We start from the raw sequence: 24,162 nt of genomic DNA on the forward strand, positions 1-24,162 counted from the left end.
AAGCTGAAATGATGAAAAAGTATTTAATATTTATTGGAATTTTATCTACGCTTTTAACAAGCTGTGATAATTATGTAGACATACAAACAGAAGGAAAATTAGTTCCTAAAGAAACAGGAAATTACAGGTATATTCTAAACAACACTTATACGTTTAATAATACTTATGATTTACTTGATGTAGCCTCAGATGATATTACCGTGAGAGATGATCATGCAAACTATTTTAATTTGTATTATGCAAATTCTGCTTATTATCAGCCTTTTATGCAAACCTACAAATGGTCAGATCAGATTATTCCGGTAGGAGAGCCAGATTATGCGATGAATTCTTTGTACACAGCTCTTTACAACTGTAATGTTATTATTACCGAAGTAATGAACAGCACAAATGGTACAGATGCAGAACGACTTGCTATAAAAGGAGAAGCTCAGGTTCATCGTGCTTATGTTTTTCTAACGTTAATTAATACCTTCGGAAAAGCGTATGATCCTGCAACTTCAGCTACTGATCCCGGAGTGCCGCTTTTTACAACGCCAACAGTAGATGCAAATATTACAAGAGCATCTGTAAAAGACGTTTACGATTTAATTGTTAAAGATTTAACCGAAGCAATTACCTCTGGATTAAAACCGGTACAAACGGGTAGAAATGTTGCTTTTCCTTCAAAAGCTTCGGCATATGCACTTTTGGCAAGAACCAATTTATACATGGGAAATTATGCCGATGCGCAAAGAAATGCAGAATCAGCTTTGGCTTTACAAAATAAATTATTGAATCTGGAAGATTACGAAAATGTAGGCGATTATTCATGGCCGTTAACATATGAGGATCCTGAAATTATACTATCCAAAAAATCTGGAGGATATCAATACGCGCCAACACTTCTTTCGCTAAGCGATGAATTATTAAATTCATTTGACACTAAAGATCTTAGATATCAATTGTACACAAGATCCGTAAGTGCTATGTCTTTTGGAAGCCTTACAGAAGGAAGAGCTTATTCAAAAGAATTACTTTCTGGCGATGGACGTAACGCAGGACCAACAGTTCCTGAATTGTATGTCATTAAAGCCGAGTGCGAAGCCAGAGCAGGAAACGCCGGAGCAGCAATGAATACCATTAATACATTACGTAAAACACGTTTTAAAGCTGCAGATTATACAGATTTAACAGCAACAGATGCCAATGATGCACTTATTAAAGTTCTGGCTGAACGCCGAAAAGAATTAATGGGAAGAGGCGGATTCAGATGGGCCGATTTAAAACGTTTGAACAGAGATCCAAGATTTGCAAAAACGATTACCCACAAATATCTTACTCAAACTTTTACCATTGAGCCGGGCGGAAATCGTTATCAGTTTCCTTTTGCAGAAATCTACTTTGATTACGCACCAAATCTGCAACAAAATAAATAAAACAATTGATTCAAATAGCACGTTCAGATTCAGCTGAACGTGCTTATAAAAACAAAAAAAATGAAAATATTAAAAATAGCAGCACTTTTTTTAGGTGTCAGCGCAGCTTCATATGCACAAGGTGAATCAAAAAAATTCGCTGTTTCTCCGGAAGTTCCAAAAGCAGGAGAGGAAATTACCATTACTTATGATCCATCAGAAACAGTTTTAAAAGATGCAAAACAAATTTCAGGCAGATTATACACACATGGAAGTTTTAAATGGAAAATTACCGATATAACTTTAAAACCAACTGCAGATAAAAAATGGCAGACTAAAATAAAATTGAATGATGACGCAGCACTTATTACCTGCGTTTTTAGCTCAGATACTTTAATTGACAAAGGCGGAAAAGAAACTTACAGCTGGATGCTTCAGGCTTCTCGTGGTTCGTATTCCGGTTGGGGATTGTTGAGAAATGAATCATTTGCAGATCAGCATCCAAATATGCTTGATCCAATTTCTAACATTAATGATACCATCAGCTTAATGTGGATTAAATACGAATTGCAGTATCATCCTGAAAGCCGTAAAGATATTTTTTACGAAGGATTAAAGCTTACAAAAAGTGTGAAACCAATTGATCTTACAAAACCTATCAAAAACGAATTACGATTTATTCTTGCAGATAATCTCGATAATGAACACCAATATAAAATTCAAAAAGCGTTAGATCTTCTAGAGCAGCCTGCAAATAAAGTTTTCGTTGATTCTGTTCAGCAAGTTTTACTTAAAAAATATCCTTACGGAGTTTTAGCACGAGACAATGAAATCAAAAAAATATTCTCTGAGAATGATTTCGATAAAAAAGTAGCATTATATAATGCATTTGATAAGAACTTTCCACAAAGCAAATTTCAGGATGTAAATACGGATACAGAAAGTCTTTTTTATGATAAGATGTTCAAATCAATTGCTTACAATTACATTGTAAAAAACAAAGATTACAATTTTGCCTTAAACAGCGTTAAAAACGTTTCGTACTTTAATTTATTAGATTATGCCTGGCATTTAATTTCAATTCCGTTTAACAGAGATGAAGAAGGAATCGAAAAAACGAATTTGGAAACACTAAAAAAATATGCCGATATTATAATTACAGAATTAGAAAGCAGAGAAAATACAATTCCAAAACAATTTGCTCAAAAAATATCTCCAAAAGAATGGCAAGCACAAGCCCTTGATTATGCTTCAAGAGAGTATTTTACCTATGCAAAACTTCAGGAAGCTTTTAAAAACTATGATTTAGAAAGAAAGTATTTAGATAAGATTAAGCCAATTTTTGGTTACAAAGATGCCAGTTTTAATGCAGTTTATACAAGAATGCTTTTAAGAGAAGGTAAAACGCTTGATGCTAAAGAATTATTGGCAATAAGTGTAAAAGAAAATAAAACAACACCGGAAATGTTAGCTTCTCTAAAAGAGATTTTCTTAAAAGAAGGAGGTAAAGAATCAGGTTATGAAGCGTATTTAAATTCATTCAAATCTGAAAGTAACATTGACGAACACAAAAAGAGATTGGTTTCTGAATTAATCAATCTTCCAATCGGCGGATTTGATATGGAAAGCAGCCGTGGCGGAAGAGCTAAATTGGCTGATCAAAAAGGTAAAATCGTAGTGCTTGATTTTTGGGCAATGTGGTGCGGACCTTGTAAAAATGCAATGCCGGGAATGAATATGGCAGTAAATAAATACAAGGCAGATGAAAATGTAAAATTCTTCTTTGTAGATACACAAGAATATATCAAAGACTTTAAAGCACAAACTCAGGCTTTCATCAAAGAAAAAGGATTTGATTTTACAATTCTGTACGATAATAAAAATCCGAAAACAGGGAAATATGATGAAGTGTATGAAAAATATGCAAAAGCGTTTCATTTCTCTGGAATTCCTGAAAAAATGATCATCGACCAAAACGGAAATTTAAGATGGATGTCAAATGGTTATTTTGGAAGTCCAAGCGAATTGGCTGACGAAATTTCGATCATTATTGAATATTTAAAAGCTGAGAAAAAATAATTTAGTTAAAAAGGTTACGTAATGAAAATTGTTAATTTTTTATATCTCAGTATTTTAGTATTGTGCTGTCAGATTGGTTTTTCACAAACCATCTGGCAGGGACAATATCACTCGTCCAGAATTATTGTTTCAGGTGATTTTGACAGCAAAAAAGATTCCCTTTTATTGAGTATTCCTGAAATGTCTTACGATTCTGTAAAAGTGGGAATTCGCAAAGTAAAAGACAGTATTTATTTTAAAAATCAAATGTTTGGTTTTTCTTTTAAAGGAAAATACAATGCAGATAAAACGGCTCTTTCAGGTGTTTTTGATAATTATTCATTTCCAAATGCTTCAATTATCCTAAAAAAACAAACAGAAATCAAGCCGTTGTTTTTTGCTCAGCATCCGCAAAAACCATATCCGTATGAAGTTAAAGATTTTACCTTTTCAGGGAAAAATACTAAGCTGACTTATGGCGCAACATTGACACTTCCAAAAAATAAAAAGAAATATCCAATTGCGATTTTAATTTCCGGAACAGGACAACACGATCGTAATTATACCTTTATGGGAAGGCAATCTTTTACCGTTTTGGCAGATTATTTAGCACGTCATGGAATTGCATCTTTACGTGTTGACGATCGCGGATTTGGTAAAACAACCGGAGATTTTGAAAACGCTACAACCGGAGATTTTGCTGATGATATTGAAGAAGAAATTGCTTATTTGAAAAGTGATAAAACAGTTGATGCATCACAGATTGGTTTAATTGGTCACAGCGAAGGCGGAATGATTGCCTCAATTGTAAGTGCGAGAAATAAAGATGTAAAATTCATGATTAGTTTATCAGGAGTTGGAGTTAGCGGTCTCGAAATGCTGAACCTTCAAAATACAGCAATTCTCAAAAGTTTCAATTTTACAGACGAAGTTGTTGGCAAACAAATGGAATTATACAATATTCTTTTCAAAGCCGTTTATGACACAAAAGATGAAGAATCTGCAAAACCTGTAATCGAGGAAAAGATGAAAGAATGGATGCAGAAACAAGATTCGGTTATGCTGAAAAAAGTACAACTTTGGGACGGCCGTGATCAGACTTTTCTATACCGATATTCTAAAGATGCCGACAGAAAATGGTATCGCTACACGATTCATTATAATCCGAAAGATTATTTGCCAAAAATTACCATTCCGGTTTACATAGCAAATGGCGATAAAGATATTCAGGTTCCGGCCGTTGAAAACATTGCTTCGTTTAAGAAATATCTGGGAACAAAAGACCTTACAACCAAAATTTATGCGGGATTAAATCATATGTATCAGCATTGTAAAACCTGTACACAATCTGAAATTAAAGATTTAGATGAGGTTTTTGCTCCTGAAGTTCTGGACGATGTTTCAAAATGGATTTTGGCTAGATATAAAAAATGATATTGCATGTCATCTTTGTCAAAGTTTAAAACTTTGACAAAGATTTGTAAGCTGCTTTTGTCACTCAATTATTGACAAAAATGAGATAAAAAATCTAAAATCTGAACTCTAAACTCTAAAATTCCCACCCTGTATCATGAAAAAAATATTCTTTTTTATCGCAATTTTCTTTGCGATACAGAATCTTACTGCCCAAATTTACGATCCAGTATCGTTTAAAACGGCTGTAAAAGAAATTGACAGCAAAACATATGAATTGAGTATTACAGCTCAAATTGAAAAAGGCTGGCACATGTATTCTCAAATAGTTCCGCCAAACGGACCAATGCCAACAAGTTTTAAATTTGAGAAATCTAAAAATTACAGCGCAAAAGGAACTGTAACAGAACCAAGCGGTCATGAAATTGATGATCCCGTTTTTGGAATTCATATCAAGCTTTTTGAAACCAAAGCTATTTTTACACAAAAAATAGAAAGAAAAAATAACGATGCTTTTAAAGTTAAAGCAACGATAGAATTTATGGTTTGCAACGACCAAAGTTGTTTACCGCCAAGCGAAAGAGATTTTGTTTTTAGTATACCAAAAGGTTCTGAAAAAGAGGAAATAAATGCAGTAACAGAAACAGTTCAAACCGATACAATTGCAACTGAAAAAGAAGATACGCTTAAAACAGAAGTTCCTGTAAAAACAGAAATCAAAAAAGATATTCCTGTAGTAAAAAATGTTCCGGCTCCGGCAGAACAAAATATCTGGAGTGTTTTTCTTTTAAGTTTTCTTGGAGGATTAGCAGCATTATTAACGCCATGTGTTTTTCCGATGATCCCAATGACGGTTAGTTTTTTTACCAAACAAAGCAAAAATAAAGCTGCAGGAATCAAAAATGCATTATTATACGGTTGCTTTATTATCATTATTTATGTGGCATTGGGAACATTAGTAACCACTATTTTTGGTGCTGATGCCTTAAATGCTTTGGCAACAAATGTGACTTTTAATTTGATTTTCTTTTTATTATTAGTCGTTTTTGCGATTTCATTTTTAGGTGCTTTCGAAATTGTTTTACCAAGTTCATGGTTGACCAAAGTCGATAATAATTCGCAGAAAAGTGGCGTAATCGGAATCTTTTTTATGGCTTTGGCTTTAGCCATTGTATCTTTTTCATGCACAGGACCAATTGTTGGAACCTTATTAGTTCAGTCGGCAAGTCAAGGCGGTTTAGCGCCAATTATCGGAATGTTTGGGTTTTCATTGGCGATTGCTTTGCCATTTACACTTTTTGCAGCTTTTCCGGGTTGGATGAATTCTTTGCCAAAATCGGGCGGATGGCTAAACTCTGTAAAAGTAGTTTTAGGATTTTTAGAATTGGCTTTAGCGTTTAAATTTCTTTCTAATGCTGATTTGGTTTTGCAATTGCATTTACTCGAAAGAGAAACATTTTTAGCCATTTGGATCGCTATTTTCTTTGCTTTGACACTTTATTTATTTGGGAAAATTCAGCTTTCGCACGATTCGCCTGTAACACATCTTTCTGTAGGAAGATTAAGTTTTGGAATCATGGTTTTAGCATTTACAATTTATTTAATTCCGGGATTATGGGGGGCGCCTTTGCAATGGATTAGCGGATTTCCTCCTCCAAAACAATACAGCGAATCTCCAAACGGAATTGGAATGTCGTCAACAACAACCAATAATGCTGAAATTCTGCCGGAAGGCGCAGAAGAAGGTCCAAACGGAATTACGGTTTTTCGCGATTATAAAACAGGATTGGCTTACGCCAAAAAAGTAAACAAACCCGTAATGCTTGATTTTACCGGATTTGCATGTGTGAATTGCCGTAAAATGGAAGAACGTGTTTGGCCTGATTCTCAAGTTTTATCACAATTAAAAAATGATGTAATCGTGATCTCATTGTATGTTGATGACAAAAGACCACTTGCAGAAAACGAACAAATAGTTTCAAAAATTAGCGGAAAGAAATTAAAATATATAGGACAAAAATGGAGCGAACTTCAAATTTTGAAATACAAAACCAATGCACAGCCGTATTATGTTTTAATTGATCACAAAGGCGAAAACTTAAATCAGCCAACAGCTTATAATCCGGATATTCCTTTTTATACCAATTGGTTGAAAGAAGGAGTAGGGAATTTTAAAAAGTAGTTTTAGAATTGTCACAGTTTTGTCATTCCGAGGAACGAGGAATCTCCGTAAGTAACTCTACAAAGATTGAAAAGCACATTTTTTGTAAACGCATTTTTGTCATTTCGACGGAGGAGAAATCACACGCAGGATTCGACAAAGATTGACGATTATAGGAACGGAGTTTCTCGTGTGATTTCTCCTCCGTCGAAATGACAAAAAGCGGGATTCTTGGACTTCGTTCAGAATGACAAAAAAACTCAAAAGCAACAAAAAAATAAAAAATATCAAATGAAAATCTTTCAATCAAAATACCTGCTTTTCATCTTTTTTATCGGATTGAAAAGTACTGCGCAATTTTCGAGTACAATTCCGCTTGACGGAAATGTGGCTTCGGGAACATTAAAAAACGGAATGAAATATTATGTCCTTCATAATGAATGGCCAAAAGATCGTGTTAGTTTTTATTTTGCACAAAATGTAGGTGCAATTTTAGAAAATGATGATCAAAACGGATTGGCGCATTTTCTGGAACATATGGCTTTTAACGGAACTCAAAACTTTGAAGGAAAAGGCATTATCGATATGCTGGAGAAAAAAGGTGTTCGTTTTGGTGCTGATATTAATGCTTATACAGCACAAGATCAAACCGTTTATAATTTGAGTAATGTGCCTTCTACAGATCCTAAACTTGTTGATTCGTGTTTGTTGGTACTTCACGATTGGTCTGGATTTTTATCTTTAAAAGATGCTGAAATTGATGCTGAACGTGGCGTAATCAGAGAAGAATGGAGAACAAGACGCGACTCTGAATTTAGACTTCGTCTAGAAACTGACAAAACATTATACAAAGATTCTAAATATGCAAAACGCGATGTTATTGGCGATTTGAATATCATCAATAATTTTGATTATCAGGTTCTTAGAGATTATTATAAAAAATGGTATCGTCCGGATTTACAAGCTGTTATTGTCGTTGGAGATGTTGATGTAAAAGAAGTAGAGCAAAAAATCATCCAACTTTTCTCGACTATAGAAATGCCAAAAAATGCCGCAGAACGTTATTATGTACAAGTTCCTAAAAACAAAGGAATGGAATATGTTCTGGCAAAAGACAAAGAAGCGCAGGAAACTTCGATTGTTCTTTATTGTAAAAAAGATTATGATAAAGTAAAAAATGAAGCCAGCATCAGAAAAGATTTGGTCGACAATATTTGTACGGATATGATCAACAGACGTTATCAGGAATTTATTCAAAACAATGAAACTTCTGTTTTGAAAATGGGTGCTGGACCTTATGAAGTTTCGAGATTAACCGGATCAACTTATTTTTATGTTATTCCAAAAAATAATAAGACAAAAGAAGGTTTCAAAGAAATGATGGTTGAAACTGAAAGAGCCGTTCGTTACGGATTTTCTCAAAAAGAACTGGATCGCAATAAAGAAGGAGTTTTGAGTTATTACAAAGATTTGCTTCAGAATAAAGATAAAATAAACAGCGATGATTTATCAGAAGAATTAGTCAATTATTTTTTGAAAGCAACTCCGTTTGAAAGTATCGAAAAGCAATATGAAGATATTAAAAAACGTTTGGGAACGATTACGCTTGCTGAAATAAATCAGGCAGTAAAAAAACTTCAGAATGTTGATAATGTGGTTTTAACAGTTACAGGTTCTGATAAAAGTGACGTAATTTATCCGTCAAAAACAGATTATGTTGATATCATGAATGCTGTTAAAAAAATGCCTTTAGAAAAATACAAAGAAACCAATACAGATCAGCCTTTAGTTGCTGCTGAATTAAAAGGTTCAACTGTTTCTAAGGAATTTTCCGTTGACGGAATTGCTGCTGCAAAAGGCTATATTTTAAGCAACGGAGCTAAAATTATTTTATATCCGACAACTTTAGCAAAAGATGAAATTTTATTTTCAGCTTTTAGCAAAGGAGGAAGTTCTTTGCTTAAAACGGAAGATATTCCGTCGTCGGAAATTGCGGTAAATTTGGTTGAAAATTCTGGTTTGGGTAATTTTAAAAGTACCGATTTAAGAGATAAATTAAACGGAAAAATTGTTACTCTAAAACCTTACATTACAGAATTGACAGAAGGATTTAAAGGTTCCAGCAATCAGAAAGATATGGAAACTTTAATGCAATTACTTTATTTATATTTTGAAAATCCAAGATTTGATAAAGATGCATATAGTAGAATGCTAACCAGTTTTAGTAATTCTTTGGAAAATTCAGCCAATACAAATCCGAAAATTTTTCAGGATACTATTTCGCAGTTAAATTCAAATCATAATCAAAGAGTTCCTTTGTTTAATGACGATTTTATGAAGAAGCTGAGTTTTGAAAAAGCTTCTGAAATCTATAAAAACAGAATTCAGAATGCAGCAGATTTTACATTTGTTTTCACAGGAAATCTTCCGGAGAATGCACTTTCATTAATTGAAAAATATATTGGAAGCATTTCATCGGACATTAATAAAAAAGAAAATTTTATAGACAATCATATTGATCCGGCGGCAGGAATTAAGAAACAATTGTTAGTTCGGGAAATGAATGTACCAAAGGCAAGTGTGTATATCAGATTTGTAAAACAGTTTCCGTACACCTATAAAAACGCATTTGTTATTCATATTTTATCAGAGTTATTGTCTAAAAAATACCTGGATTTAATTCGTGAAGAAGAGGGCGGAAGTTATGGCGTAAACGTGTCGTCAAGTACAGGAAAACTTCCATCAGATGAATATTCGATGACAATCAATTTTGACAGCGATCCTGAAAAAGAAGAAAAGTTAACGGAAATTGTTTACGAGCAAATTGATTTAATGCAGCAAAAAGAAGCAAAAACAGAAGATATTGAATCAGTAAAAAATACCATGCTAAAATTAAGAGCAGAAAATGTTTTGAATAATAGTTTCTGGCTGGGTAATTTGAATAATATGTTTTTGAATGATGAAAATTTTAAAGACGATGCTCTTTACAAGAAAACTTTAAACGAAATAACTCCTGAAGATATTAGAAGTTTTGCCAAAGAATTTTTGACACAACCCAAAACAGTTGAAGTAATTATGAAATCAAAAACTAAATCTACTTCAACAGTAAATTAAAAATACAATTGGTTTTTCATTGAATTTTATTTTTTAAGTATTTGAATTAGTAAGCTTGTATACTACTGAAAAACCTAAAAGAGCTGTTTTGCCAACAGCTCTTTTTTTGTTTTTTAATTATGCGAAATTTGCTCTATTTTGTATCCTGAAGCAGACGATCCTGCAATAAAAACGGTATAGACTTTTCCGTCAGCAAAATCTGTGGCTGGAAGCGTTGCCAGATTATCAAACGCTCCGGTTCCGCGTACCTGAATGCCAAATGAACCGGCATTAATCTCAGAATAATTGCTTTGGCTGTAGCGCGCAACATTTAATGCCAGATTATTTCCCTGAGCATCAAGAAAATCAATATTGGCGGGAGCTCCACTGCTTAAATGAATAAACTTTACTTTGGCTTTTCCACTTGACGGAGCCGTTATATTGTCTTCATAAAGTCTTACTTCTGCATCGCCTCTCGATTCTCCAGTAAGATATACGGTATATCTTTTATCATCACTTAAATCAAGTTCTTCACTGGCATACAAATCATTATCATTTTCATCTCTAAATTGGCTTACCAGATTTTTACCTACAGCAACGTCATGATAGGTTACTGAATGTTCTAAATAATCGAGATTACCAATGTATGGAATGTTTGCCATGACAAATTTTTGAGAACCTGAGTTGGGAGCCGCGTTTACTACTTTAAGGCGGGCAGAACCAAACGGATTTACTTTATTATTATCACAAGAGGATAAAAATATTAAGGCCAAAATAGCGATTGCTTTTACAGCAATTAATGGATTAAAGATTTTAGTTTTCATAATTTACTTCGGTTTTTAAGATGTTTATGCTGCGAAAGTAGGAGAGCAATTTCTTAAAAAGCGTAAAAAATAAAGTCAAACGGACAATTTTGCGGGTAAACCGTTATGCGTTTTTATTCGAAGATTGTGAAGTAAAAAATGAATCAGTTTTCTAGCCAAGCCAATACTTTAGATCTTTTTTCTCTGCTGACAAAAATATCTTTATGAAAAGGAAACGAAAGGTTAATTTTTAGCTTTCGCGGAAAATAATCTGTAACATCGGCAATTGCATTTCGGTTTACGAGAAGCTGCCTGTTCATTCTGAAGAAAAGCCTGTTTGTTCTTTTTTCGAGATCTTCAAGACTTTCTGTTAAGGTGTAACTTTTGCCATTATGAGCGAGCATAACTGTGGTTTCGGCTTCGACATAAAATAAAGCAATTTTGTCTAACGTAAAAGGAAGAAGCCGATCTCTATATTTTACCATTATGGTTCCGCTAACAGGTTGCTGAAGATTAGAAATGGTTTCCATCGCCTTTTGATATTGTTCCGCAATTTGCCCGCTCATCAGTTTCTGCATGTTATGAAATTTACCTAACGCACTTTTTAATTCGTTTGCACTAAAGGGTTTAAGAATATATTCTATACCATTTGCTTTAAAAGCATCAAGCGCATATTCATTAAAAGCAGTACAAAAGATTACCGGAACATTTAAAGGAACAGTTTGAATAATTTCAAAACTTAAACCGTCTCCTAATTGAATATCGCTAAAGATAAGATCAGGCTGCGGATTATTTTTAAAATAAGTAATTGCTTCTTTTACAGATCCTAAAAGGGCTATGATTTCGATTTCGGCATTGCAGTTTTTCAGGCTGTAAGCAAGATCTTCTGCTACGAGCGATTCATCTTCAATAATTATGATTTTCATCGGTATTTATTTTAAAGCTTACGGAGAAAGTTACGCCATCGTTGTTGATTATAATTTCATTTCCGGACCAAATTAAGCAACGTTCGGCTAAGTTTGCCAAACCACTTTTTAGAGAGATTTCGCTTGGTTCTTTTAGATCCATTGTATTAGATACTGATATGTATTGTCCTTTTTGCTCTATTGTAATCCGCAACGGATGTTGTTTGGTAAATCTATTATGCTTGATGGCATTTTCGGCCAATGGCTGAAGAGAAAATGTTGGGATATTAAATTTGAGTATTTCAGGATTATTGATTTTAATATCCCATTCTAAAGCTTCTGCAAAACGCATTTTTTGCATTTCCAGATAATTTTGACAAAAATCCAGTTCTTCCTGAAGCGTATTTACCATGCTATCATTAAGCGTTACCGCAGCTCTTAAAAATGCGGCTAATTGTATGAGATAATGTTCGCCAAGCGAAAGGTCTTTTTTGTAAAGCGCTTTTAAAGTATTGAGAGAATTAAATAAAAAATGAGGATGTATTTGTTGTTTCAAAAGCAAATTTTCGGCTTGTGCGGTGCGAAGCTGTAATCTTGAATTTTCAATTTCGGCTTGTGTTTTAGCCAATCTTATAATCGCAAAATCCTGAAGCAAAAGCACTAAAATAGAAATGAAAATAGCTTCCATTAAAAAAGTCATAATAAGCTCTAGATTGTAAGCACTCCACTCAACATGCGCCATATAAGCAAAAAAAGGCCACAATAACATTTGAAGTACTATAGCAGTACAAAAGCTTGCTCCATAACGCCAAAGTCTAAACTTAATAATATCATTTGGAAACTTAACGGCACAGAATTCTAATATTGCTGATAGTGAAAAGGTTACAGTAAAAATATAAAACAGACTTTTTAAGGTCATAAAAAGGATAAGAGTGGCTGAGTTTTTAAAAATAATAAGAAAAAATAAAGCAATCAACGAGATTAACAACGTCAAAAAAATGTTCATTTTATAAATTTCCCTCAAAATTAAAGGAGAGAAAGATTTAGCAATATTATTCATAATTATTGTTTTACATTTTTTGATTACAAACCACAATTCGTTTTAATTTCATGTCTTCAAAATTTAAGAAAAGTACAAAAAATAGTGATACTTTCAGGCAATTTTTAGGAACAAATAATACCACCTGTAAAAGCAGATGGTACTATTTTATTCTTAATTATAAAATGAAATTTAGCTGAGTTTAAAAAATGTAAAAAAGACTGACTTGTGCCATATGATTTTGAAAATCAGGATTTATTGTCGTTGATTTTGTTTTGCTTACATCTGTTAATCCCATATAATAACGTGCTCCAATACCTAAACCACTTGGAAGTTGATAGCCAATACCGCCAACTATTCCGGCATCAATTTTTTCTGCAAAATCAGCATCGCTATTGGTTAGTTTTTTAAAATCCTGAGACGCTAGAATTCCAACTTGAGGACCAGCTTCAAAATATAAACCAAAGTCGGTTTTGTATTTAACTACAATTGGTACAGAGATGTAGGATAATTTGATTTCTTTTCCATCAGATAATCCACCTTTTAATTTGGCGCCTTGTGTCGAATATAAAAAGTCTTCTTGTATAGACCAGTTTTTATTGATGTCGAAAGCTACAATTGCACCGGCATGAAATCCAGGCAAACCTTCGGTATCAAAATTGGCGTTGTTAAAATCACTGTAATTAGCACCGGCTTTCAGACCAAAATGAAGTCTGTCAAAAAGACTTTGACTAAAAGCGCTTGAGGATACCAGAACAATGCAGAGCAAAAATAAATTTTTCATGATTTACTATATTTTTTAATGTTATCAGGCAGAATGCCTTTGTTTATTTGATGGGACAAACATAAAAGTCATCAGCGAGAGAACGCTTAAAAAGTTGGCTCAAACGGACAAAATCCCGAGGGAAACGGTCTTGTACATTTCAGCGATATGCAAAAAGATATTAATTTTAGGAAAATTTATTCTGTATTGCTTCTCTCAAAAGCATTGAAATCGCCTTAAGTTTTATGAAAAAAAATATCTGATCCGATTTTTGGCTATCAAATTTGAAAGATTTTTACTCGAATATGAAAATTTCAACAAGTAAATGTATTTTTTGGCTGAATTATCTATTGGCTTTTAACATAAAAAATGTTTAATATTGCTTTTTGGTTCTTCACTTCGCTTAAAAAAATGCCTGTTTATAACAAATATGATGATCATACTTTAATTGTTCTTCTTAAGGAAGATGATCAATTAGCGTATACAGAAATTTTTGAAAGGTATTCCAGACTTTTAGTTAATCATGCTTATAAAATCCTTGGTAATCCTGATGAAGCAAATGATATTGTTCAGGAAATATTCTTAAGTATTTGGAACAAACGTTATGAATTAAAGATTACAGGTTCACTTTCTTCTTACTTGTACAAAGCAACAAAAAACAGAATATTAAATCATATCGCGCACGAAAAAGTGGTTTCGCGTTATGCAGATTCTATTTCGGATTTTATCGAAAGCGACTACATTTTAGCAGATTCTAAAATTAGAGAGCAAGAATTAGAAGCTATAATTGCAAAAGAAATTGCTTTGCTTCCTGAAAAAATGCGCGAAGTTTTTCTTTTAAGAAAAGTCGAAGAGCTTTCGTATGATGAAATTGCACTTCAATTGAATATTACAGATAAAACAGCCAAACAACAAGTTTATAATTCGCTAAAAATACTAAGAGAAAAACTCAAGTCTTTGGTAAGTGTTTTTATTTGGTAAATTATTCTAGTACTTATTGTTAATTTCTGTGATAAAATCTTCTCGTAACTTCCTTATTTGTAGTTATAAAATAACGTTGTTTTGATTTTATTAATAATATAATAATATTTTTTTAATTTTTTTTGGTCATTATCTATGACAAAAGTGGTTTCTAACTGTCTTACTTAAAACAGGACAAAATTTCGTGTTGTAATTATGAAGGAAAATGAAATTTTAGCATTGCTACAAAAATACCAGAAAGGTACTTTATCTCCTGAGGATCAGGATAAACTTGATGCGTGGTATTTGCACAAAGCTTCTAATAGCAATTTACAGCTTAGCGATTATGAACTTAACGATAGTTACGAATTGCTGAAATCGAAATTACCGTTGCAAAAAGAAACAAAAGTAATTCGCCTTTGGCCACGTGTAGCCGTTGCTGCTTCGATAGCTGTATTATTGGGTACGGGAATATTTTATTTTACTAAACCAAAAGAACAAATTATTCAGGTTGCAGCTAAACCACAGGAAATTGCTCCGGGCGGAACTCGAGGAATCCTGACGCTTTCAAACGGAAAGCAAATTATTCTGGCGAATATTTCGGCAAAAGATACCATTGCAAAAGAAGGAGAAGAAGTTACGATTAAAATGGGCGCAAACGGAGTTATTACATATATCATAAATCCAAATGGTGATACTTCAAAAAATAATCCTAATTCATTCAATACACTTTCAACACCAACAGGCGGACAGTATAATATTGTTTTGGCAGATGGTACAAAAGTGTTTCTAAACGCAGTTTCATCAATCAAATATCCAACTCAGTTTAATGGAGATACAAGAATGGTAGAGCTGGAAGGTGAAGCTTATTTTGAAGTGGCCAAGAATAAAAATAAACCCTTTATCGTAAAATCAGACAATCAGTCTATAGAAGTTTTAGGAACTCACTTTAACGTACACGCTTACGCGAATGAATCAATTGTAAAAACGACTTTATTAGAGGGAAGTGTTGCAGTAAGTTTTAAAAATCAAAAAGCGATTTTAAAACCCGGCCAGCAATCGAACATATCTGAGAATTTTTCTAAAATTAAAATTAGAGAAGTAGATACTGATGAAGCTATTGCCTGGAAAAATGGTCGTTTTAAATTTGATAATGCCGATTTAAAAACGGTAATGAGACAATTGGAACGCTGGTACGGAATTAAAGTAGAATATCGCGGCGATGTATCGGATGTAAGATTTAACGGCGGAACGTTTATGAATAAAAATTTGTCTGAAGTATTGAAAGTACTTGAGCTTAGTGATATAAAATTTAAAGTCGAAGGAAAAACAGTGATTGTATATCCGTGATTTTGAATTTACCCGATTATGCTGAAACTATAAAATAAAAAACCAGAGGCAGTTGCAATGCTTCTGGTTGTTAAAAAAGTTTATAGTCAGTATAAGTTGTCCACCTATTGTTTAACTAAAACCAAATGTAAATGTATGAAATTTAATTTACAACCAAAAAAACCTTACAAAAAAGTCGGGAAAAATATTTCCTGTCTTAATTTTTCAATCCCTTTATGGGCGTTTAGTGTCTTGTTTTTGCTGTTTTGCAGTTTTACAGTTCAGGCACAAAATATTACTATTAAATTTAAAGATGCATCACTTGAAACGGTGCTGAAAGAAGTGGCAAAACAGGCCAATTACGAAGTTTTTTATACGCAGAAATTGCTGAAAGATTCGAAACCTGTAACCATAAACGTAAAGAATTCTGCTTTGAAAGAAGTATTGAATCAAATTTTTAATGCTCAAAACTTAAAGTATTCCATTACCAATCAAACCATTGTGGTAACGGCTGCAAAAGAGGAGAAAGTGGGAAACGGATTAATCGGTATACGCGGAAGAATATTAAATAATAAAAATGAACCTTTTCCGGGTGTAAATGTAAATGTTTTAGGCACGAACATTCATGTTGTAACCGATTTTGACGGAGGTTTTTCTCTTGATAATGTGTCATCTGAAGCTATAATTGAAATCTCGGGATTAACAGTCGAGAAAAAATCTATTGCTATTAGCGGACGTACTCAATTGACAATTGTTGCAGAAGAAAAAGTTGCTATAATGAAAGAAGTTGTGATAACAGGTTATCAGACTCTTGAAAGAAAACATTCAACAGGAGCTATAGCAACTGTAGATGAAAAAGTCTTAAACGAAAACATTAATGCTGATTTAGGCAGTGCATTAGAAGGCCGTATAGCAGGTTTAATGTTTCAAAAAAATCCTAACGGATCTACAGCAGATAAACCTATTTTAAGAGGTATTGGTACATTTTCGTCTCTGCAAGTTGGTTATAGTCCGCTTATTGTAATTGATGGTTTGCCAACTGAATTGACTCTGGATCAAATTAATCCTTATGATATCGAAAGTGTAAATGTTCTTAAAGATGCCGCTGCAGCTTCTATTTATGGTTCAAGAGCAGCAAACGGTGTTATTGTTTTGAGTACTAAAAAAGGAAATGGTAATCTAAAAGTTACGGTAAATACCGATTTCTTTATTTCGACAAAACCAAATTTAAGAGATATGAACTATGCTTCAACAAGCGATGTAGTCGATTTTGAACAAGCAGTTTATAATAGAGAAAGAGCAAGGTTTAGTAACACTACAGACATGTTTAATATCTATGGAGATATCGGAAGCAGCAGTATGAAGTATTACAGTCCACTTTATCAGCTTAATCGTGATTTAGAAGAAGGAAAAGTAAGCAATGCAGATTATAACAGTACAATCGCTCAATGGAAAAAGAACGATTATTATAAAGATTATCGCGATAATGTATGGCAAGATGAATTTAGACAACGTTACAATGTTACATTTTCCGGAAGTACAAGAAAGCAAAACACCTATGTTTCGTTAAATTATGACGAATCAAAAGGTCGTATTAAATACAACACGAGTAATGCTTTTAATATATATGCAAAAAGTAGTTTTCAGGTAAATAACTGGTTGGAGGCGACAATTGGTATGAACGGAACTTTGAGCAATGATGATATAACGGATAGTGATTTTGGTAATTACGATATTCAAAAAAGATACGAACGTATTACTGATGATAACGGAAATCTGGTAATGTCGCCATTTGTTGGTCTTAATGATGGTTTTACTTCCAGTAGTGTTATAAATCCAATGGTTGCTCAAAAACTTGCAGCTTTAAGTGGTTTTAAATCAAATGAATTTAATGTTTTAAACTCACTTCAGGAAGGTATAAAAAATCAAAACTCATTAAATTTAAGGGCTTTTGCAAACATCAAAGCCAAGCTTTATAAAGGTTTGAGTTTTAATACGCAATTTCAATATGAAGCCAGAAGATATGAAAGCTCAGAATATAACGACATAAACTCGTATAAAATGCGTTATGCCATTAATGCATTAACAGGATATAATCCAACTACAAATGCTTACACTTACGTGGAAGGATTTTCTACAGGAGGCCGTTACAAACAATTGAGCAATCAAGGGAGTAACTATACTTTTAGAAACCAATTAGATTTTACTCAGGAATTTGGAGAAGGCAAACACTCTGTAAATGCAGTTGCCGGTTTTGAAATGAGAGAAAGCAGTTCTCCGCGAAATATCGAACAAATAAGATACGGTTATGATCCTGTAACACTTTCTTCTGCAGTACTTAATAGTTTGTCACTTAGTCAGACAGGAGTTGCAAGTTATATTTCCGGAAACAACAGAACATTAGCGGCTGTATCAAGAACGCAGCTAGAAAGCTTACACCGTTATTTTTCGGTTTTTAGCACTTTAAATTATACTTATTTGTCTAAATATAACCTAACAGGAAGTTACAGAGTAGACAGAGCAGATTTGTTTGGAGCAGATCCTAAATATAAAAACCGTCCGTTATGGTCAGCAGGTTTGGGATGGAATGCGAGCAGCGAAGATTTCATGAAAGAAATAAAATGGATTAGTGCTTTGAAAGTGAGAGCAACTTATGGAATTAACGGAAATATAGATCAATCTACAAGTCCATATGTAACGGCTACAAGAAGAAACGATAACTTATATCAATCTTTACAATACATCAATGTAACATCACAGCCAAATCCTATGTTAAGATGGGAGAAAACACAAACGACCAACTTTGGTGTAGATTACAGCTTGTTTCGCAGTAAGTTAAACGGAAGCATTGATATTTACCGTAAATACAGTTCAGATTTATTAGCAACAACAGATTTAGATCCTACGGTTGGTGCATTGACGAGAAGAATTAATGCTGGAGCTTTACTAAATAGAGGTATCGAATTCAGTTTAGGTTCTGAGTGGTACAATGATGGAAGTTTTCGTATTGGTTCAAACTTAATTTTTGGCTTTAATAAAACAACGGTCAAAAAGATTACCAGAGCAGAATCTACAGCTTCTAATTATGTAGGTTTTCCAGGAGATTACTTTTTAGAAAATGAAGTATACAATAGTTTATACGCTTACAAATATGGAGGAACTGTTAATGGATATCCTTATATTTTAGATGAAAACGGAAATCCGTCGATTACTTTCGATACTTCCGGAAATCCTGTACCAACTTCTGTAAAATCAGTAAACAATGTTGGCGCACTTGTTAATATGGGAAGTTTAATGCCAACGTATACAGGTTCATTATCACAACGATTTTCGTATAAACAGTTTGATTTGAATTTCTTGTTTATTTTCTCAGGAGGAAATGTAATGCGCAAAGAGACTATAGATATGAGTACAGATGCAGTAAATCTTTCGGGTATTTCAGATCGTTATACAGATACCAATCAAAATGGGAATACTCGTTTGTATGTAGATTTTGCCGAAAATGTTAGAAGTTATGCTTCAACAATAAGCAGTCAATGGAGAAACTCAGATGTAAATGTTGTCGATGGAGATTACATCAAATTAAGAAACATTTCTATGGCTTATAATTTGCCAAAACCTTTTGCCAATAAAATGAAAATAGCATCGGCTAAGTTTACATTTCAGGTAAATAATCTTTGGTATTGGAGTGCAGCCGGAAATCATATTGATCCTGAAGTTTATTCGGCTAATTCGGGTACACGTAATTTACCATTGCCTAAAACGTATTTATTAGGCTTTAATTTAACGCTATAAAAAATGAAACATATATATATAATAACGCTGTCGCTTTTGATGTTAACGGTAACATCATGCGAAGAATATACAGATGTAACGCCAAAAGGTGCTTTGGTTATCGAAACAGCAGCACAATTTTATGAAATGGTATCGCTGCCAAACAGAGGTTATCCCATCAGTAATTTTCAGTATCTGTCAGATGATCAATGGATGAAAGAAAGCAACGTAATAGGCGTAACTCCAAACGTTGATATTATTAATTTTACTTTTGATGAAACTACAGACAGAGTTTCTTTATTGAAAACTTCGAGTTTTTACAATCAGGCTTACGCGTATATCAACAGATGGAATACCATTATTACATTAATTGATGACAGTAAAGGAGATGAAAATACCAAAAAATTAGCAAAAGCAGAAGCTAAAATCAACAGAGCTTACGATCACTTTTTGTTAGTTAATACTTATGCAAAAGGATATAATCCGCAAACGGCGGCAACTGACGGCGGTATTTGTATTATGGATAAATTTGATCTGGAAGCGCAACCGGCAAAATCGACCGTAGCTCAGGTTTACGATTTTATTCAGAAGGATATAGAAGATGCATTGCCTTATCTTCAGGAAAAACCACTTGATGTTTATCATCCTTCGCTGGCATTTGCGTATGCTTTTAAAGCGAAAGTTCATTTGTTTAAACGTGAAATTGCCAAAGCAAGAGAAGCCGCAGAAAAATCATTAAGTTATAACAATCAAATTTTTGATATGGTAGCTTATAGTAAACAAGGCGGACCAACAGTAGTTACCGTTCCAGCAGCAAATAATGTAGAAGTATTGAGTTACCAATACATGACAGGTTATAATGAGATGAATTTTGCTTATCAATATGTTATAAGCCCGGAACTAAGAACTTTATTCGGGACAAATGATGCACGTTTTAATCTGTTTTTCAATACAACGAGCGCAACAAATTTAGATCAGGGTTCAAGTACGGCTTATTGGTCAACTGCGTATACGAGATTCTTTTATCCAACTGTTGGAATGAAAACGACTGAGGTATATTTAATGCAAGCTGAATGTTATGCCAGAGAAGATAAATTGGCAGAAGCTGTTGGTGTTTTAAACACATTAAGAGCAAAACGTATTGTATCCGGAACTGTAGATTTAGCGGTTCCAGCGACCAGAAAAGAAACTATGGAGTTGGTTATAAACGAACGCAGAAGAGAATTGCTTTTAGGTTTCAATCGTTTCTTTGATCTTAAGAGATTAAATACTGAAACTGATTATGCAAAAACCGTTACAAGAGTATTTCCGCTGGTAAACAAAACCGTTCCTCAAAAAACGTACACGCTACAGCCTAATTCAAGGTTATACGTTATTCCGTTTCCTTTGTCTGCCCTTACAAAAAATCCAAAACTTACATTAAATACAGACGAGAAACTTCCGTTTTAATTACAATGAAAAAAATATTCCTATTACTAATCATGCTGGTTGCAGGACACCAGCATGGTTTTGCTCAAACTCCCGAAAAAAAAGCAGATAGCACAAGTACGCCACCAAAAGGTATGCAGCCTTATAATAAAATAATTACTGATAAAGCTAAAACTAAATCAGGATTGTTCGTTGTTAGTCAGGTAGATACTAAATATTATTTGCAAATTCCAGACAGTTTATTCAACAGATACATGTTGGTTGTAACCCGATATCTTTCTACTCCTGAAGGTTTTGGACGTTTTGGCGGAGAAAAAGCCAACGAGCAGACTATCTATTTTGAAAAAGGAACAAACAATACCGTTTTTCTAAGATCGTTACAATATAGACAAGACGTTCGCAATGCTGATTCTATGTTGGCAAAAGCATTAGAAGGAAGCAACGAGAATCCAATTGTGGCAGCTTTTCCAATAAAAACAACCAATCCGGACACAGGAAATGTTGTCATTGAAGTAACAGATGCTTTCAAAAAAGAGAATGCAATGTTCTCATTAGGAAGTCAGGAAAAAACAGAAAAAAAATTAACGTCTCTGGCTGATGATAAATCTTTTATTGAAACGATAGATACATATCCGATTAACATAGAGGTTAAAACTACAAAAACCTATACAAGCACAACTGCAAGCAGCGGAACAATAACATTAAGAGTAAATACCTCGATTGTGTTATTGCCAAAAATACCAATGCGCAAACGTTTTGCCGATGAAAGAGTTGGTTTTTTTGCTAATAAATATGTTTTGTTTGATGATGATGAACAACGCGCTCAGACGAAATTTATAATTCAGCGTTATCGTCTGGAACCGAAAGACAAGGACATTAAGAAATATCTAAACGGTGAATTGGTTGAACCAAAAAAACAGATCGTTTATTACATTGATCCGGCAACACCAAAAAAATGGAGACCGTATTTAATTGCAGGAATCAACGACTGGCAAAAGGCTTTTGAAGCAGCAGGTTTTAAAAATGCTATTGTGGGTAAAGAATGGCCGGAAAATGATCCAACAATGAGTTTAGAAGATGCAAGGTATTCTGTTGTAAGATATTATGCATCAGAAACACCAAATGCTTACGGACCAAGAGTAAGCGATCCAAGAAGTGGAGAAATCATCGAAAGTCACGTTGGCTGGTATCATAATGTGATGAAATTAGTACAAAGATGGTACATGATTCAGGCAGGACCTTTGGATGCAAGAGCTAGAAAAATGCATTTAGATGATGAGTTAATGGGACAATTAATTCGTTTTGTTTCGTCGCATGAAATTGGACACACAATTGGTTTGCGTCATAATATGGGAGCAAGCAGCGCTACTCCTGTAGAAAAATTAAGAGATAAAAAATGGGTTGAAGCAAATGGTCATACAGTTTCTATAATGGATTATGCCCGTTTTAATTATGTTGCACAACCGGAAGATAATATTAGCCCAAAAGGAATTTATCCGCGTATTGGTGCGTATGACAAATGGGCTTTGAAATGGGGTTACAGCTATTTTCCAAAAGCTAAAGACGAATTTGAAGAAGAAGATATACTTGCAAAAATAACGACAGATAGTTTGAAAGCAAATCCAAAATTATGGTTTGGAGGCGAAGGAAAAGAGGAAGATCCCCGCAGCCAGACAGAAGATCTTGGAGATGATGCAGTTCTTGCGAGCGACTACGGAATTAAAAATTTAAAGCGTGTAGTTCCTAATCTTATCGAGTGGACGTATCAGCCAAACGATGCATATGATAATTTAGCGGATATGCATAAAGCAGTTGTAAGACAATATGGTTTGTATTTATATCATGTACTGAAATATATTGGTAATAATTATGTCACAAAAAGAACTGTTGATGAAAAAGGTGTAGTGTACCAGCCAGTTCCAAAAGCCAAAGTAAAAGCAGCCGTAGATTATGTAGGACGACAATTGTTTGTAGCTCCGCTCTGGATATATCCTCAGGATATTAGTCAATTAATTTCTTTAAAAGCCGAAGATCAAATTGCAGATCAACAAAATCAAATATTAAATATGTTGTTGAGTTCTGGTATTTTGTACAACATTAGTCTAAAAGCAATGCAGTTTGAAGGAGCTTATACGGTTCCAGAGTTTTTAAACGATTTAGAGCAAACGGTTTGGATTAAATTTAGCGGAGACGAAAAATTAGATTATTACAGACGCGCACTTCAGCGCAGCTACGTCGATAAGTTATACTTATTACTGTTACCAAAAGAGGCAGAAGGAAGCAGAGCTTTAAATACTGCACAACGAAGTGACGTAAGATTATATGCCAAACAACATCTTGTAAAATTAAGATCTGATGTTACAAAATTGATGATTGGAAGTACAGATTTAAATAAAGAACATTTTGAAAGTATTTTGATCGAAATTGACAAGATCACTTCAAAACTAAATAAAACAGATATATGAGAAAATTATTAGTTATAGCATTAATAGGATTAACTACTTTGGCAAATGCCCAAATAACATCAAAGCAGGAAGTTGCCCCGGAATTAGTTGCAAAACGTGAAGCACAGAAAAAGGAAATTACAGCCAAATATCTGGCTTTAAAGAATGATCTTCTTGTTTCGGATAGTCTTGCGGTGGTTAAAAATGCAACGGCTTTACAGCTTTCATTAAAGAATTTCAGATTTAAAAAATTAAACATCGAACAAATGAACGCCGCTACAATGGCAAGAAAAGAAATTATAGATCTTGCAGGCGAAGTTGCAGCAACAAAAAATATCAATAAGCAGCGTAAAATTTTCCAGACGCTTTCGGCTAAATTTTGGGATTTAGCACCTAAATTCAAAGCCGATGATATTGCATTAAATCTTCAGGTTTGCCCAATGACCGGTGCTATGTGGCTTAGTGATAGTAAGGAAATCAAAAATCCTTACTACCCAAAAAATATGTTGACTTGCGGTGAAGTAAAAGCAAGTTTATAAAGAGTGAATTGAATTAGTTGGATAAAATACGGTATTCTGAAAAGGTACCGTATTTG

General features: G+C 33.7%; 15 protein-coding genes. 11 read left to right on the forward strand and 4 right to left on the reverse strand.

The features are described from left to right. Positions 1-11: 11 nt before the first annotated feature. From WN975_RS05085 to WN975_RS05105, 5 genes are all read left to right on the forward strand, one after another. Complete coding sequence (locus WN975_RS05085; RefSeq protein ID WP_337965537.1) at positions 12-1,418, forward strand: RagB/SusD family nutrient uptake outer membrane protein; 1,407 nt, start codon at positions 12-14, stop codon at positions 1,416-1,418. A 60-nt stretch (positions 1,419-1,478) separates the two neighbouring features. Next, positions 1,479-3,476 carry a TlpA disulfide reductase family protein gene (locus WN975_RS05090; protein WP_337965538.1) on the forward strand — a complete coding sequence of 666 codons (1,998 nt, stop codon included), beginning with the start codon at positions 1,479-1,481 and terminating at the stop codon, positions 3,474-3,476. 21 nt (positions 3,477-3,497) lie between these two features. After that, a complete protein-coding gene (locus tag WN975_RS05095) occupies positions 3,498-4,889 on the forward strand; it encodes an alpha/beta hydrolase (RefSeq protein ID WP_337965539.1) in 1,392 nt (463 codons plus the stop codon). A gap of 136 nt (positions 4,890-5,025) precedes the next feature. Further along, entirely contained in the window at positions 5,026-7,050 is a 2,025-nt protein-coding gene (locus WN975_RS05100) for a protein-disulfide reductase DsbD family protein (RefSeq protein ID WP_337965540.1), read from the forward strand. A 270-nt stretch (positions 7,051-7,320) separates the two neighbouring features. Beyond that, positions 7,321-10,143, forward strand: a complete 2,823-nt coding sequence (locus WN975_RS05105; protein WP_337965541.1) for an insulinase family protein — start codon at positions 7,321-7,323, stop codon at positions 10,141-10,143. Between the two features lie 113 nt (positions 10,144-10,256). Here the strand turns inward: WN975_RS05105 and WN975_RS05110 are convergent, their stop codons facing one another. From WN975_RS05110 to WN975_RS05125, 4 genes are all read right to left on the reverse strand, one after another. Then, complete coding sequence (locus WN975_RS05110; protein ID WP_337965542.1) at positions 10,257-10,946, reverse strand: DUF4397 domain-containing protein; 690 nt, start codon at positions 10,944-10,946, stop codon at positions 10,257-10,259. Positions 10,947-11,089: 143 nt separating this feature from the next. Next, positions 11,090-11,851: a LytTR family DNA-binding domain-containing protein gene (locus tag WN975_RS05115; RefSeq protein WP_337965543.1), complete on the reverse strand. Its 762-nt coding sequence runs from the start codon at positions 11,849-11,851 to the stop codon at positions 11,090-11,092. Further along, positions 11,832-12,749 carry a histidine kinase gene (locus tag WN975_RS05120; protein WP_337965544.1) on the reverse strand — a complete coding sequence of 306 codons (918 nt, stop codon included), beginning with the start codon at positions 12,747-12,749 and terminating at the stop codon, positions 11,832-11,834. The genes WN975_RS05115 and WN975_RS05120 overlap by 20 nt, the downstream gene beginning before the upstream one ends. 322 nt (positions 12,750-13,071) lie before the next feature. Further along, on the reverse strand, positions 13,072-13,653 hold the full coding sequence (locus WN975_RS05125) for a porin family protein (RefSeq protein WP_337965545.1): 582 nt from the start codon (positions 13,651-13,653) through the stop codon (positions 13,072-13,074). 390 nt (positions 13,654-14,043) lie between these two features. On the opposite strand from WN975_RS05125, the gene WN975_RS05130 reads away from it, so the two are divergent. From WN975_RS05130 to WN975_RS05155, 6 genes are all read left to right on the forward strand, one after another. Beyond that, positions 14,044-14,613, forward strand: a complete 570-nt coding sequence (locus WN975_RS05130) for an RNA polymerase sigma-70 factor (protein WP_337965546.1) — start codon at positions 14,044-14,046, stop codon at positions 14,611-14,613. Between the two features lie 195 nt (positions 14,614-14,808). Then, positions 14,809-15,942: a DUF4974 domain-containing protein gene (locus WN975_RS05135; protein WP_337965547.1), complete on the forward strand. Its 1,134-nt coding sequence runs from the start codon at positions 14,809-14,811 to the stop codon at positions 15,940-15,942. Between the two features lie 135 nt (positions 15,943-16,077). Continuing rightward, positions 16,078-19,716: a SusC/RagA family TonB-linked outer membrane protein gene (locus tag WN975_RS05140; RefSeq protein ID WP_337965548.1), complete on the forward strand. Its 3,639-nt coding sequence runs from the start codon at positions 16,078-16,080 to the stop codon at positions 19,714-19,716. 3 nt (positions 19,717-19,719) lie between these two features. Beyond that, positions 19,720-21,144, forward strand: coding sequence for a RagB/SusD family nutrient uptake outer membrane protein (locus WN975_RS05145; protein ID WP_337965549.1), 1,425 nt, complete (start codon positions 19,720-19,722; stop codon positions 21,142-21,144). 5 nt (positions 21,145-21,149) lie between these two features. Continuing rightward, complete coding sequence (locus tag WN975_RS05150) at positions 21,150-23,588, forward strand: zinc-dependent metalloprotease (protein WP_337965550.1); 2,439 nt, start codon at positions 21,150-21,152, stop codon at positions 23,586-23,588. Beyond that, positions 23,585-24,106, forward strand: coding sequence for a DUF3347 domain-containing protein (locus WN975_RS05155; RefSeq protein WP_337965551.1), 522 nt, complete (start codon positions 23,585-23,587; stop codon positions 24,104-24,106). The genes WN975_RS05150 and WN975_RS05155 overlap by 4 nt, the downstream gene beginning before the upstream one ends. The last annotated feature ends 56 nt before the right edge of the window (positions 24,107-24,162 follow it).

It is taken from the genome of uncultured Flavobacterium sp. (assembly GCF_951805225.1).
GTDB lineage: Bacteria > Bacteroidota > Bacteroidia > Flavobacteriales > Flavobacteriaceae > Flavobacterium.